Origin of the sequence: Arthrobacter rhizosphaerae (assembly GCF_023062595.1) — a bacterium.
GTDB classification, from domain to species: domain Bacteria; phylum Actinomycetota; class Actinomycetes; order Actinomycetales; family Micrococcaceae; genus Arthrobacter; species Arthrobacter rhizosphaerae.
On sequence record NZ_JALLAN010000002.1, the window covers coordinates 350,653 to 363,693 of the forward strand.

A 13,041-nucleotide genomic window follows, 5' to 3' on the forward strand; every position below is an offset into this window, starting at 1 on the left:
CTTGGCCGAAAAGCATCTGCGCTTACGGCTGTTTCCCGGCCAGTGATGTCCGGTTTCCTCACGAGGGGTCTGATGACCCCTGCCAGGAAGAATTTGAGGGTCAGGGCCGGCGAACGGATGCCGGTCTTGAATACTCCGTACTGCTGCTAGATCTACCGTGACACTACAATGACGATGTAGTGTCCTGTGAGCGCTAACAACTGCTATAGAGTAACCTGAGTTTCTATTGTGAGTCAAATCACATTTTAGCAACTCCCTCAGGACCCTTCCGGTTGGAGCACAAAATCGACCGTGTGGTACCGGATTCCGTTGACCTGAAGCTCCAGGCTGTGCTTCCCGGGATGGTGGACGCGCGTGGTCATCTGGCGGAAAGCGTGCCGTTTGGAAAAGCTCTTGGTTTCGCCGGGAACCAGGGTGACGGTGGCGAGTTTGAAAACCTTTGGCGAGCGGGATCCATTCGCCTTGCGGTAATGCACCACATAGTCAACGGCGAGTCTCGCAGGTTCTGCACCCGTGTTGGAGATTTCGAACGCAAAGCCCAGGTCCGAAGGGAGAGCGACGTCGGCCCGGTCGAGTTGCGGTGCGCTGACAGTGACGTCTGCGGGGACGAAACCTTGCAAAGCCAATGCCTTTGGGTGGCCCTTCTTTATCAATGTCCGCAGGCCATGCCGGACAACCGGGACGGTGTTGCTGTCCGGATTAGCCATCCAACGTGCTGCTGTCGCAATGACCAGGTCCGGTGCATGACGGGCCAGATCGTTGAGGTGGTTGGCCACCGAGCGCCTCACGTACTCGTGGGGGTCCCTGTACAGTGCGTCAAGGATGGGCACCGTGGCTTCAGGCTGATCGATAATGGCGGGTACCCGCACCGCCCAGGGCAGGTAAGGCCGGGTGCCTTCGCTCGCAAGGCGCCTGACATGCTCGTCCGGGTGTGAGGTCCACGATTGGATTGTGGCCAAGGACCGGGGAAGGTCCGCCGCCAGCAATCGGCGAATAGCGAACTCCGCGGTCAGCCGCGGCGTCAGTTCGGCGAGCAATGTGAGGCAGTCATCGAAATGAACAGGATCTTCGGACTCCAAAGCCAGGGTAACTGCCGTCTCGGTAACGGGCCACAGCGCCCATCCGGAAAAGCCTGGCTCCTGCAGGGCCCGGCGGAAGGTCAGTGCCGCCGTCGCATAGTTTCCACCAGCCATGGCGTTGTCAGCCGTTTGCCTGAAGTCCGCCAGGAGTGCCCGGCTGACGTGATCTGCACGCTCCCGCAAGCTCAGGCCATCAAGGGCCGCCCCGGCAATTATGAGCTCAGGCCAGCCTTGGCCTGGAACTGCCGAGGTGAGCGCTCTCTGCAATGAGTCCACAGCGGCCTCGTTGATCAGTTCGTTCATGGCACCCATGAAGTCAGGGTATCCCGGCCGGATGTCCAGACTCTTCATTTCAGCTCTGTCAGCTGGGTTCCCTGGTGTCCGTGGGCGTGTCTTCCACCTTCTCGGTACTTTCTGCAGTGGCCGTCGGGTCTTCCTCCGGCTCAAAGGTGTTCGGCTCGTTGCCGGCACCCATCCCTACACCCTTATCGCTGCCAGGAACGGTGCCTTCCGGGCCCGACATCTTGCCTGACCTGCTGTGGTTTTCCTGGCTCTGACGGTCCTCGCCGGCTGCGTCCATGCTCATGGCCCCTCCTCGCTTTGCTGTCCACTTCTGCCCACGCTAACAGTGCTTCCGGCAAATAGTAAGTAGACTGGCCACCTCCCGCACCGGAACGTTAAGGCCTCGGAACGGAGATAATTTCTTACGAACACGACTTACACCGGCACACGGGGCAGAGGCAGGAAAAGTGACTGAGAGAACGGATGGCAATCCGGGATTCTGGCGGGTTTTTCACGACAAGTTTGTTGTGGAGGAGCGGTACATGAGTGCAGCTGCCAGGACAAGGCTCTACCGGGTGGCGATTGCCCTGATGCTGCTGGGGTCTGTCCTGTTCTTCGTCACGTTGGGGGACATCCTGAACAAGGATGGGATCGCTGGAACCGATGATCCCATGCAGTCATGGTTGCTGAGCCAGCGCTCGGAGCCTCTAACCACGGCCATGATCATTCTGGCGGTCATCTTCGGTCCGGTGGTGTTGCCGATCATCATCCTGGTGGTAACAGTTGCCTGGGGTCTCGCTGCGAAGCACGCGTGGCGGCCCATCCTGCTTGCTGCCGGAATGCTCACGGGCGTAGTGCTGGCTCAGATCATCGGCCGCGCAGTGGGTCGCAGCAGGCCTCCCATAGAGCAGATGCTGTTCGGTCCGGACTCAACGTTTTCCTTTCCGTCCGGCCATGTGCTGGGGGCGGCCGACTTCCTCCTGATCACCGTTTTCCTGGTCTTTTCCCGCAGGAAGCACATTTGGCCGGCAGCTATCGGATATGCCGCCGCCGCCGTCGGGATCTTTTTCTCGGCGATCAGCCGCCTTTATCTTGGCTATCACTGGGTGAGCGACGCCCTGGCATCGGTCTCGCTCTCTATGGTGATCCTTGGTGCGGTCATCGCTGTTGATACGTGGCGGACAGCCCGGATCCCCGGTGAGAAGATCACGGGGGAGCTGTCAAAAGCGGACACGAGCACTGATTGAGCTTCTGCTCAGGCCTGCAATTTCAGCTCAGCGGCCTCTGGCCCGCTTCAGGTCCCGGTGGAGCTTGGCGTTCGCTTCCTCCAACTCCAGGACCTTGGCCACTCCGGCCAGGTTGAGTCCTTCGTCAAGAAGTTCACCGATCCGTCGCAACACTGCGAGGTCGGATTCGCTGTACTGGCGCGTTCCGCCCGAGGTGCGATCGGGCGTGAGCAGGCCCTTTCGCTCGTACTGTCGAATGTTCTGTTGGCCGGTCCCGAGCAGTTGCGCTACTACCGAGATCGCATACACGCCGACGTCGTCTCCGTGCTCTGCCATGATGCTCCTTAGGTTTCTGCTCAACAGCTCTTGCCATAGTCTCTCACTGGTGTTATAAAAAATCTATATCCAGCACCACAGATTAGTGGTATGGATACCCAAAAGATATGAGCAACTACTTCATGCTGAAGGAGTGGGAAATGATGTTGATGCGCACCGACCCGTTCCGTGAGCTGGACAGGCTCACGCAGCAGGTCTTTGGAACCGCAGCCCGGCCGGCCGCGATGCCCATGGATGCCTGGCAGGCAGACGGGGAATTCGTCGTCGCGTTCGATCTCCCTGGGGTCAGCGCTGATTCCGTGGACCTCAATGTTGAACGCAATGTTCTTACCGTCCGCGCGGAACGCGGTGAACCAGCGGGCGAAGGCGTTGAACTGATTGTTTCCGAGCGGCCCCGCGGCGTCTTCAGCCGCCAGCTGATCCTCGGCGACACGCTCGATACTGACAACGTCAAGGCAAGCTACGACGCCGGTGTCCTGACCCTCCGCATTCCGGTCGTTGAGCAGGCCAAGCCCCGCAAGATCGAAATCGAGACGAAGCGCCGGCAGGAGATCAACAAGTAACTCCACTGGGAACAGGGTCGCCGGTATTTTGGAGCCCGGTATCTTAGGCACGCAGCCCAACTAGGTAGCAGTAGGCGCTGTTTTGACGGCTCAAAACCACATCTACTGCTACCTAGTTGGGGAGCGCGCGGTATTTAGCATGAGCAACGAGCCTGCGGACTACTACACAGTGCTGGGAGTGGCTGACACCGCCACCCAGCAGGAAATTTCCCGCGCTTTCCGAGGCCTGATGCGTACACGGCACCCGGACGTCGATGCTTCCGCAGCTGCACCTGTATCGGCTGAAGTGCTGGCGATCATGAATGCTTTCGGAGTGCTGCGCGACCCCAGGAAGCGCGCCGAGTATGACAGCCGGCAAAACCGCAATCGTAAGAAGGAACCGGGATTCGGAAAGGACATACCCGTGCACTATGGGCCCCGCGAGGTGCCGGTTCGCCGGATCCCAAAGCCATCCCCACTCCTGCGGGTCACCCCTGTGCGGTGGGAAGAAGGGCCTTGGGCCGGGCCCGCTGTGTAAACGAACAGGAGAACCATATGAGCGCCTGGCGCCGATACGATTCGCACCTTATCCCTGCCTTTCACGAACGCTTTGAACAGCGTTGGGGAGAGGGCACAGCACCATTCCTGGACCCCGAAGCCCATGAGGAGCCCATGCCGCGAGCCCAGTGGATCAACGCGGATACCGGGGCTGCCATGGCCGTTGTGCCGATCTGGACGCCCGATGACCTTCAGCATCGCTCCTTCGGTGTCTTTTACTTGCCGCCCGCGGGAGACATCTGGGTATTGCGACCCGGGTATACGGCCTACCTCGAACCGGACGGCAGTGATTCAGAGCAGCTCATAACTCTACGCAACGATGCCTTTAAAAAGGCCCTGGCGCACGCGAAGGACTTCCTGTTCGGTTCAGACGCCTTGCTCCATTGATCAGGTGTTCCGTCTGAAGGAGAAGCTCCGGCCCCACCGCGTGGCGCAGAGACTCCGGTGGTCCTAAAATCAATCCACCACCTGCACAAGAACATAGGGGTCCCTGGACATGAGCGTAACCGCCAAAGACCTGGCAGCGTTGATACCCGACTCTTTCACTATGGGCGTTGCAACGGCGGCCTTCCAGATTGAGGGGGCCCTGGACAAGGACGGGCGAGGACCAGCCGGCTGGGATCTCTTCGCTGCAAGACCTGGTGCAATCGTTGACGACGGGAGCCCCGCCGTTTCCTGCGACCACTACCACCGGATGCCCGAAGACGTTGCCCTGATGAAGGAGCTCGGCATTGATTCCTACCGGTTCTCCCTGTCCTGGCCCAGGATCCAGCCCGACGGCAAGGGCGCGCTGAATCCGGCCGGTCTGGAATTCTACGACCGGCTCCTGGACGAACTGCTGGCCAGCGGGATCTCCCCGATGGTCACCCTCTACCACTGGGACACGCCGCTTCCCTTGGATCAGGCCGGGGGCTGGATCCACAGGGACACCGCGTATCGCCTGGGCGACTTTGCCTCCATCGCCGCCTCATTCTTCGGCGACCGGGTAGCCCGCTGGGTGACGGTCAACGAGCCAGCCACAGTGGCAACGAACGGGTATGCCCTGGGTCTGCATTCGCCCGGGGAATCGCTGCTGCTGAACGCTTTCCCCAGCGTCCACCACCAGCTCCTGGGGCATGGCCTGGCCGTCCAGGCTCTGAGGTCAGCCAACGTTCCGGGGGAAATCGGAATTACCAACGTCTACTCCCCGATGGTTCCTGCATCGGGCAACCCCCTGGACAAACTAAGTGCCGGTCTTATGGATATTGCCCAGAACAGGCTCTACGCCGACCCTGTCCTGACCGGCAAGTACCCCGACGTTATCCGGGCAGCCAAATTCTTCTCGTCCTTCAACCACCCGGATGAGGACATGACTGTGATTTCGCAACCCCTGGACTTCTACGGGTTGAACTACTACATGCCCACGAAAGTTGCGGCGGGGGCAGGTGAAGGGCCGGTCCCTGCGGGCATGGCCGAGGCGATGGGCAGCGATCTGAGTGAAAACGCCCCGGGTTCGCCCTTCCACATCACGGCCTGGTCCGACGCGCAGACCACTGCCTACGGTTGGCCCATCAAGCCTGAGTACATGTCTGTTGCGCTGGCCGAAATGGCAGAACGCTATCCGGATCTTCCACCAGTGATCATCACTGAAGGAGGAGCGAGTTTCGACGACGTGGTGGTCAAGGACCGGAAAGCTGGCAAGATCATCATCCCGGATGAGCGCAGGCTGAGATATCTGGCGGAGCACCTGGCCAGTGCGTTGGAGGCGACCGCCCCAGGGGGTGTGGCCGAATCGATGGATCTACGCGGGTATTACGTCTGGTCCCTTATGGACAATTTCGAGTGGTCAGCCGGGTACCGGCAGCCTTTCGGCCTCATCCACGTCGACTTTGAGACACTCGTGCGCACTCCGAAGGCGTCCTACTACTGGCTTCAGGAGGTCCTTGCCTCCCGCCATCCCGGCGTTCCCGAAACAGCGGCAGGCGCGGCAGCCGTCCGATGACGTACGAGCCGCCGCATGTAGCAAGCGGTCAGAGAAGGTCCAGGCCCTTGAGGCCCTTGGCTATTCCGGCGCCATCGGGAGAGTAGATCCACGGGACCCTTGAACCGGTGTGATCGCCGTTCTCTGAGTGCCCGCCCGCCAGAACCGATTCGCTAACGGACAGTTGGCGGATGGCGATGGCTGCAACGCGCGACCCGTGCTCCCGGGAAAACTCCGAGTAGATCTGTTCGTCATGCTGGCCGTTATCACCAACCAGCAGCCACCGCATGTCAGGGAACTCAGCTGCCAACCGCTCAAGGTTCCGAAGCTTGTGTTCCTGACCACTGCGGAACCAGCGGTCCTGGGTGAGCCCCCAGTCCGTGAGCAACAGGGTGCCGGACGGGTACATGTTCCGGGTGAGGAAACGCGCCAGTGTAGGGGCTGCGTTCCAAGGCCCCGTGGACAGATAGACCACAGGCGCGTCCGGATGTTCCACGATCAGGCGGTCCAGCAGCACCGCCATGCCGGGCGTTGCCATCCTGGCCCTCTCGCTCAGGACAAAGGTGTTCCAGAGAGCAAGGAACGGGCGGGGAAGGGCCGTGACCATCACTGTGTCATCGATGTCCGAAACTATCCCAAACCGGGTACCTGGAGCCACCACAAAGATGTTGGCCTCGGCGGGTTCGGTGCCCTCCGCGCGAAGCACTGCCGTGTGCCATCCCGGCGAGAGGGACACCTTTACATCTGTATCCACCAGTCCGCCGCGGTCGGTTCTTATGGTGGTCACGACTCCGCCGATTTCGATCTCGACGGTCACGTTGGGGATCGGAACGCTGGTGAAGGCACGCCAGCCCCGGACGTTCTGGTTTCCGTTTTTTGCGGCGTGCTCTGCGCGGCTGCCGGGAGCGGGCTTGCTGGTCAGCAGGACCCGGGCCAGGATACGGACGAAGTCGGTTGATCCGTACCCTTGGTAGGCAACCGTCTGCGGGACGAAATTCCAGCGCCTGGCCAGCCGCATCCGCAAGGTGTTCCCGGCATCCGACAGCTTGTGGGCGAGTCGGAACACGCGTTTCCCTGCCAGTGATGATTCCTTCGGCGCCAATTTCATGCCTCCACTCTGCCACAGCTGCCACTCCCAAAGACGCAGATCAGGGCACAGGATCAACCGTCTTCCAGCAGCCCCCGCAATGTGAACGCATTCCGCACCGCGTTACCGCCGCCGTCGTTATTGAAGTAGACCAAAACGTCCTTGCCCACGGAACGCCATTCGCTGATCCGATCCGCCCACCATTTCAGGTCATCGTCTGAATACGAGCCACCGTAGAGGTGCTGGTGGTCAGGGCCGTGGAGCCGTATATACACAAACGGGGCTGTGGCGCGGAGGATGCAGGGAAGGTTTGCCCCGCTCATGATGCAGTACGCAGCCCGGTGCCGTTCGAGGAGCTGGTAGACCTCCGGATGGTCCCAACTGTCATGGCGGAACTCCACCGCCACGCGGATCCACTCCGGCAACGCTGAGAGGAAATAATCCAACCTGGCATCGTCCCGGGCAAGATTGGGCGGCAACTGTGCCAGCAGCACCGCCCGTTTGTCCCCCAGTTCATGCCAGCACCGGGTTATCCGTTCAACCCACACTTCCGGGCTGTAGAGCTTTTTCGCATGGGTGAGACCACGGGGGGCCTTGACGGACATGGCAAACCCAGCGGGAAGACGGTTGCGCCAGCTCGCGAAGGACGTCTCCCTGGGCCAGCGGTAGAAGCTTGCATTAAGCTCCACCGTGTTGAACCGCGCTACGTAGTACTGCAGCCGGTCCCTCGACGGCAGTCCGGGAGGGTACAGAACATTCTCCCAGTGGTCATAGCTCCAACCGGACGTGCCGATGTTGAGGGTCACTTAGTCTTCGCCGGCCCATTCCTGCGCGTGACGGGTGAAAGCTTTCTCCCAGCGGTGCAGTTCAGTTTCCGGCAAAGGCCCACGGGCGACGGCGGCCGCAGCCTCTTCGAGGTGGGCGACATTGGAGGTGCCCATGACCATGGTGGAGACCCCGGGGGCGAAGGCAGAGAAACGCACTGCCGTGCCGGGCCAATCGTCTGCCTGCGGTTCGAGGCCCATCTGGTTGATACGGTCCCAATACGTTTCGCCATAGGTGCCGGTTGGCCGCTCACTGTAGCGCCAGGGCGCGTTGGCCAGCGGGCGTTTGGCCACCACCCCGATTCCCCGGTGCGCGGCGTCCGGCAGGATCTCATGCAGGGAGTTCTGGTCTGCGATGTTGACCGACGTCTGCAGGGCGCCGAAGGCGTTGGACGCGGCAGCCCAGGCGAGGGGTTCGTTGTCGCCGCTGAAACCGGCGACGCGGACCTTGCCTGCATCAACGCAGGCCAGCAATGCGTCTATTGCTTCGCCCTTTTCGAGGACTTCCAGTGGGCAGGCGTGGAGGAAGACGACGTCGATCACGTCAGTCCGCAGCGTGCGGAGTGACTCCTCCACCCCAAGACGCACTGCTGCTGCGCTCCAGTCCGGCTGACCAGACGCCCCGGTCCCAACCTTCGTGGAGAGCACCACCTGATCCCGGTGCGGGGGCAAGAATGCCCCAAGGCGTTCCTCTGAGCGTCCATAGCTGCGGGCGGTATCAAAAAAGGTGATTCCCAGTCCGATCGCCCGATCCAGCAGGCGGTGGGCTTCCTGGTCCGTGAGGACGTCATCGCCGAGATGTCCTGCACCAAAGCCCAAGGCTGAGACAGCGAAAGTGGTGTGGCCGAAAGTCTTATGAAGCATTGACTGGGTTCCCTTCTGTCCTGCGGCATCCACATGCCCGCGACAGAACCCAGCACATGGAAATGTATCCATCGGCAGCTGCATCACCGTGTTTCACACCCTACACCTCGTGCCTCGAGGGCAGATTGTGGCACGCTAGGGTCCATGGCACGGATCGAGGATTATGCGATGGTTGGGGACCTTCACACCGCCGCGCTGATCAGCATGGAAGGTTCCGTCGATTGGCTGTGCCTCCCACGGTTTGACTCCCCGGCGTGCTTCAACGCCTTGCTGGATACCCCTGCCGCCGGCCGCTGGCTCCTGGCACCCGTGAACGGCGGGAAATGCACCCGGCGCCGATACCAGCCAGGGACGCTCATCCTTGAGTCGGAGTGGGACACGCCGGACGGTCAAGTCCGCATCATCGACTTCATGCCACCCCGTGACGAAGTGGCCGACATCGTCCGGATCGTGGTGGGTGTCAGCGGACAGGTCAGGATACGCGGCGAACTGGCCTTGAGGTTTGACTACGGCCACATTGTTCCATGGGTACGCCGTGACCACTACGGGGTGCATGCCATTGCCGGCCCCGATGCAGCGTACCTCGTGACCCAGGCGCCCTTGCGGGGTGAGAAGTTCCAGACGGTCAGCGACTTCACGGTGCACGAGGGGGAACGCATCCCCTTTGTGCTGACGTGGGCGCCCAGCCATGTCCGGAGACCCCGCTCTGTTGACGCTGAACAGGTGCTCCAGGCCACCGAGGAGTTCTGGCTGGAATGGACGGAGAAGTGCCCGGTCAATGGACCCTATGCAGAGGCGGTACAGCGCTCGCTCATCACCCTCAAGGCACTGACCTATGCGCCAACCGGTGGAATCGTCGCAGCGGTTACCACCTCTTTGCCTGAGCAGTTGGGCGGTCCGCGGAACTGGGACTACCGCTACTGCTGGCTGCGGGACGCCACCTTGACCCTGCAGGCCCTGCTCGCCGCCGGCTACACGGAGGAAGCGGCTGCCTGGCGGGACTGGCTGCTGCGGGCTGTTGCCGGGGACCCGGCGGACCTTCAGATTATGTACGGAATCCATGGTGAACGCCGGCTGCCTGAGATGCAGCTTCCCTGGCTCGCGGGGTACGAGAACTCCAAACCGGTGCGGATCGGGAATGCGGCAGCAGACCAACTGCAGTTGGATGTGTGGGGCGAGGTGCTTGACTGCCTGTCCTTGACGCGGAACTCGTTGCTCCGCCACACCGATGAGGCGTGGGATGTCCAGATCGCCCTGATGGAGTACCTCGAGGGTGCCTGGGACCAGCCTGACAACGGGTTGTGGGAAATGCGTGGGCCCCGCCGCCACTTCACGCACTCCAAGGTCATGGCCTGGGTGGCTGCGGACCGAATGGTCAAGGGTGTCAGGGAGTCAGGCCTGCCCGGGCCGGCGGACCGTTGGGAAGTCCTTCGGGACACGATTCACCACGAGGTGATGACCAAGGGTTTCGACGTCGAACGCAACACGTTCACGCAGTCCTATGGGCGGCCGGAGCTGGATGCAAGCCTGCTGTTGATTCCACGCGTAGGCTTCCTGCCTCCCGACCACCCACGGGTTATTGGCACGATTGATGCCATTCAGCGTGAACTGTCGCGGGATGGTTTCCTGCTCCGCTATCAGCCCGAACACAGCGATGACGGTCTGCCCGGGGACGAAGGAGTGTTCCTGGCCTGTTCATTCTGGATGGTGGAGGCACTGCTGGGAGCGGGGAGGCATTCCGAAGCCAAGGACCTCTTCGAAAGGCTCCTGGCGCTGCGCAACGACGTAGGCCTGCTCAGTGAAGAGTTCCATGTGGGCGATGGCAGGCATCTGGGAAATACTCCCCAGGCCTTCAGCCACTTCGCCATGGTGTTGAGCGCCTTGGAACTCGAAGAAGACACCATGCACCGCAGTGATACGCCATTGCGGGGAAGTTGATCGGCAGCCAAGAGGCATCCTTCCGTTTTCCTCTCAGGCATCGGTAAGTATACTTACTACTACGTCACGACGCCGTGAAGTATGGAGGAGATGCAATGTCTGGATATTTCGAACTCGTAGACGCACCCGACGGCGGATACCGCATCAGGTTGCTGGACGGAACCGGGGCCCTCATGGCCGTCTCCATTACCTTCCCGACGAAGAAGGCAGCAGTGGCAGGTATTGCCAAGGCTCGCGAAATCGCAGGCACAGGCCTGATCCGTGACCGCAGCCATGACCAGCAGCCCGCACGCCCGAGACAGCAGAGCATCAAACAGCACGTCAAAGCGACCAGGAAGTCTACGGCCGGCGGGGGGCACGGTCAGTTGGTAGCCGCAGGAAGGCGCACCGGCATCGGCCACTGATGCTCAACGGCAAACCCCGCGGGGGGCATCGGGCAGCGGTTCTGTTTGACGTGGACGGGACACTCGTGGACTCGTCGTACCTGCACGCCATGGCCTGGTGGCACGCCTTCCGAGGAGCAGGTTTCGATGTGCCCATGGCTTCGATCCACCGGGCGGTGGGCATGGGCGGGGACAAGCTGGTAGCGCATCTTTTGCCCGCGGAACGTGACAGAAGCCAAGACGCCTCGGTGATGGATGCCCACGCCGCCATTTTCTCGACCTACTGGCCATTCCTGCGGGCCTTCGACGGCGCCCGCGACCTTCTGTTTCAATGCCGCGAAGGCGGGCTCGCCGTCGCGCTGGCCTCTTCCGCGCGTGAGCGGGACCTGAAGATGCTCAGGTCAGCCCTTAATTCGGACCCCTACATCCACGCGGCCACGAGCGCCAACGATGCCAAGGAAAGCAAGCCTGAACCGGACATCCTCTTGGCCGCCCTGGAAGCCGTCGGCGTGAGTGCCCATGATGCCGTGTATGTGGGCGATGCAGTGTGGGATGTGTATGCGGCCGCCAAAATCGGAGTACCCACCATTGGAGTGACTTGCGGGGGTACCAGCGAGGCTGAACTCAGGGATGCAGGTGCGATCGAAATCTATTCGGGACCGAGGGAGCTATTGGGCAATCTCAGGGACAGCGCCATCGGAAAGCTCCTTCAAAGCAAAGCGTTCCGCTAAGGCCCCAACTGCCGGTTGCTGCTTATTCAATCGGTGCCTTATCAGGCAGTTGCTCAGATTCCACGCCACTCGTCGTCGGGCAGCTTGGCTCCGGCCGTCGGACCCATCTGGAGCATCCCGCCGTCCACCACCCACGACGCACCTGTGACATAGCTCGACGCCGGCGAGGCGAGGAACGCGATGACGGCCGCGATCTCCTGGGCGCGGCCCGATCGCCCCAGCGGAACCCCGGGCTTGTTCCGTGGTTGGGGGTCGTCGCCCTCCTGTCCGGACATAGGAGTCGAGATGGCGCCCGGAGCGACGGAATTCGCTGTGATGCCGTGGCTGGACAGTTCCAGGGCAATCGTCTTAATCAGCCCGCCCAGCCCGTGCTTGGCTGCCACATAAGCCGAGGAGCCTACTTTGGGCTGAGTTTCATGGACGCTTGTCACCGCGATGATCCTGCCGCCCTTCCCGGCCCGGACCATGCTGCGGGCTGCAGCCTGGATGCAGAGGAAAGCCCCGTTGAGGTCCACATCCATGGTGTCGGCCCAGCTGTCGTATCCAAGATCCAGGAACGGTGTGCCTTCACCTATTCCGGCGTTGTTGACAAAAACATCCACCCCGCCGAGTTCCGCCGCGAGTTCATCCACCACGCCGGAACATGCCGGAATATCAGAGGTGTCCAGTTGCCGGACCACCGCAGTCCTCCCGGCCTCCCGGACCTGCGAGGCGGTGTGTTCCGCGCCCGCCTGGTCCGTGTGCCACGTGATGCCGATATCCAGGCCGTTCCTGGCCAGGGCCACGGCGGTGGCCCTGCCGATGCCTGAATCGCTGCCCGTGACGATTGCGGTTCGGGGGGAAAACTCCCGTGGTGAAGATTCCATAGTGTCTACGCCCCGCTCGCATCCACGACGCAAAAACGGTTGCCTTCGGGATCTGCGAGCACTATGAAGTCCGCGTCGTCGGGGTAGAGATCCCAATCAACGCGTTCGGCTCCCAGGTCCAAAAGCCGCTGGACCTCCGCTTCCTGGTTGTCCGCCCAGAGGTCGAGATGGATCCGCGGGTGCAATTGAACAGGAGTCTCGCTGAGCATCAGCGCCAGCCGGGCGCCGTCGCCCTTTTGCGGATTCAGGATGACCCACGTGTCGTCCCCGTTATCCTGGGGCGCATAGTCAAGGGCGGCAGTCCAGAATGCGGTAGCCCTGGCGACATCACCGACGCCAAGGACAGTGGTTCCGACTGTCAGCAT

General features: G+C 61.6%; 16 protein-coding genes. 8 read left to right on the forward strand and 8 right to left on the reverse strand.

Annotated features, from left to right (window positions below; translation table 11 throughout):
• Nucleotides 1–257: 257 nt before the first annotated feature.
• Together MU551_RS04245 and MU551_RS04250 are read right to left on the reverse strand one after the other, a co-directional pair.
• Entirely contained in the window at nucleotides 258–1,430 is a 1,173-nt protein-coding gene (locus tag MU551_RS04245) for a DNA alkylation repair protein (RefSeq protein ID WP_247040907.1), read from the reverse strand.
• A 10-nt stretch (nucleotides 1,431–1,440) separates the two neighbouring features.
• Entirely contained in the window at nucleotides 1,441–1,665 is a 225-nt protein-coding gene (locus MU551_RS04250; RefSeq protein ID WP_247040908.1) for a hypothetical protein, read from the reverse strand.
• A gap of 163 nt (nucleotides 1,666–1,828) precedes the next feature.
• Here MU551_RS04250 and MU551_RS04255 point away from each other — a divergent pair, with 163 nt between their 5' ends.
• Nucleotides 1,829–2,608, forward strand: a complete 780-nt coding sequence (locus MU551_RS04255) for a phosphatase PAP2 family protein (protein WP_247040909.1) — start codon at nucleotides 1,829–1,831, stop codon at nucleotides 2,606–2,608.
• Between the two features lie 27 nt (nucleotides 2,609–2,635).
• On the opposite strand, the gene MU551_RS04260 is transcribed toward MU551_RS04255, so the two are convergent.
• Nucleotides 2,636–2,923 (reverse strand): MerR family transcriptional regulator, encoded by a 288-nt coding sequence (locus MU551_RS04260; protein ID WP_247040910.1) that lies wholly within the window; start codon nucleotides 2,921–2,923, stop codon nucleotides 2,636–2,638.
• Between the two features lie 143 nt (nucleotides 2,924–3,066).
• On the opposite strand from MU551_RS04260, the gene MU551_RS04265 reads away from it, so the two are divergent.
• The 4 genes from MU551_RS04265 to MU551_RS04280 all read left to right on the forward strand — a co-directional run bounded on the left by MU551_RS04265 (nucleotide 3,067) and on the right by MU551_RS04280 (nucleotide 6,004).
• A complete protein-coding gene (locus tag MU551_RS04265) occupies nucleotides 3,067–3,486 on the forward strand; it encodes an Hsp20/alpha crystallin family protein (RefSeq protein ID WP_247041118.1) in 420 nt (139 codons plus the stop codon).
• A 139-nt stretch (nucleotides 3,487–3,625) separates the two neighbouring features.
• Nucleotides 3,626–4,003, forward strand: a complete 378-nt coding sequence (locus tag MU551_RS04270; protein ID WP_247040911.1) for a DnaJ domain-containing protein — start codon at nucleotides 3,626–3,628, stop codon at nucleotides 4,001–4,003.
• A gap of 17 nt (nucleotides 4,004–4,020) precedes the next feature.
• The gene (locus MU551_RS04275; RefSeq protein ID WP_247040912.1) at nucleotides 4,021–4,410 is read left to right on the forward strand and encodes a hypothetical protein; all 390 of its coding nucleotides are present in this window, start codon (nucleotides 4,021–4,023) and stop codon (nucleotides 4,408–4,410) included.
• A gap of 109 nt (nucleotides 4,411–4,519) precedes the next feature.
• Nucleotides 4,520–6,004 (forward strand): glycoside hydrolase family 1 protein, encoded by a 1,485-nt coding sequence (locus MU551_RS04280; protein ID WP_247040913.1) that lies wholly within the window; start codon nucleotides 4,520–4,522, stop codon nucleotides 6,002–6,004.
• 28 nt (nucleotides 6,005–6,032) lie between these two features.
• Here the strand turns inward: MU551_RS04280 and MU551_RS04285 are convergent, their stop codons facing one another.
• From MU551_RS04285 to MU551_RS04295, 3 genes are read right to left on the reverse strand one after another with little or no spacing between them, the layout of a single operon-like run.
• Nucleotides 6,033–7,091: an App1 family protein phosphatidate phosphatase gene (locus MU551_RS04285; protein ID WP_247040914.1), complete on the reverse strand. Its 1,059-nt coding sequence runs from the start codon at nucleotides 7,089–7,091 to the stop codon at nucleotides 6,033–6,035.
• 53 nt (nucleotides 7,092–7,144) lie between these two features.
• A complete protein-coding gene (locus MU551_RS04290; RefSeq protein WP_247040915.1) occupies nucleotides 7,145–7,876 on the reverse strand; it encodes a DUF72 domain-containing protein in 732 nt (243 codons plus the stop codon).
• Nucleotides 7,877–8,758: an aldo/keto reductase gene (locus MU551_RS04295; RefSeq protein ID WP_247040916.1), complete on the reverse strand. Its 882-nt coding sequence runs from the start codon at nucleotides 8,756–8,758 to the stop codon at nucleotides 7,877–7,879. It lies immediately after the preceding gene.
• Between the two features lie 144 nt (nucleotides 8,759–8,902).
• Between MU551_RS04295 and MU551_RS04300 the strand changes: the two genes are divergently transcribed.
• The 3 genes from MU551_RS04300 to MU551_RS04310 all read left to right on the forward strand — a co-directional run bounded on the left by MU551_RS04300 (nucleotide 8,903) and on the right by MU551_RS04310 (nucleotide 11,810).
• The gene (locus MU551_RS04300) at nucleotides 8,903–10,696 is read left to right on the forward strand and encodes a glycoside hydrolase family 15 protein (protein ID WP_247040917.1); all 1,794 of its coding nucleotides are present in this window, start codon (nucleotides 8,903–8,905) and stop codon (nucleotides 10,694–10,696) included.
• A 95-nt stretch (nucleotides 10,697–10,791) separates the two neighbouring features.
• Nucleotides 10,792–11,100: a YegP family protein gene (locus MU551_RS04305; protein ID WP_247040918.1), complete on the forward strand. Its 309-nt coding sequence runs from the start codon at nucleotides 10,792–10,794 to the stop codon at nucleotides 11,098–11,100.
• Nucleotides 11,100–11,810, forward strand: a complete 711-nt coding sequence (locus tag MU551_RS04310; protein ID WP_247040919.1) for an HAD family hydrolase — start codon at nucleotides 11,100–11,102, stop codon at nucleotides 11,808–11,810. Before MU551_RS04305 ends, MU551_RS04310 begins: the two co-directional genes overlap by 1 nt.
• A gap of 53 nt (nucleotides 11,811–11,863) precedes the next feature.
• Here the strand turns inward: MU551_RS04310 and MU551_RS04315 are convergent, their stop codons facing one another.
• Both MU551_RS04315 and MU551_RS04320 read right to left on the reverse strand, forming a co-directional pair.
• Nucleotides 11,864–12,676, reverse strand: coding sequence for an SDR family oxidoreductase (locus MU551_RS04315; protein ID WP_247040920.1), 813 nt, complete (start codon nucleotides 12,674–12,676; stop codon nucleotides 11,864–11,866).
• 5 nt (nucleotides 12,677–12,681) lie between these two features.
• Nucleotides 12,682–13,041, reverse strand: coding sequence for a VOC family protein (locus tag MU551_RS04320; protein WP_247040921.1), 360 nt, complete (start codon nucleotides 13,039–13,041; stop codon nucleotides 12,682–12,684).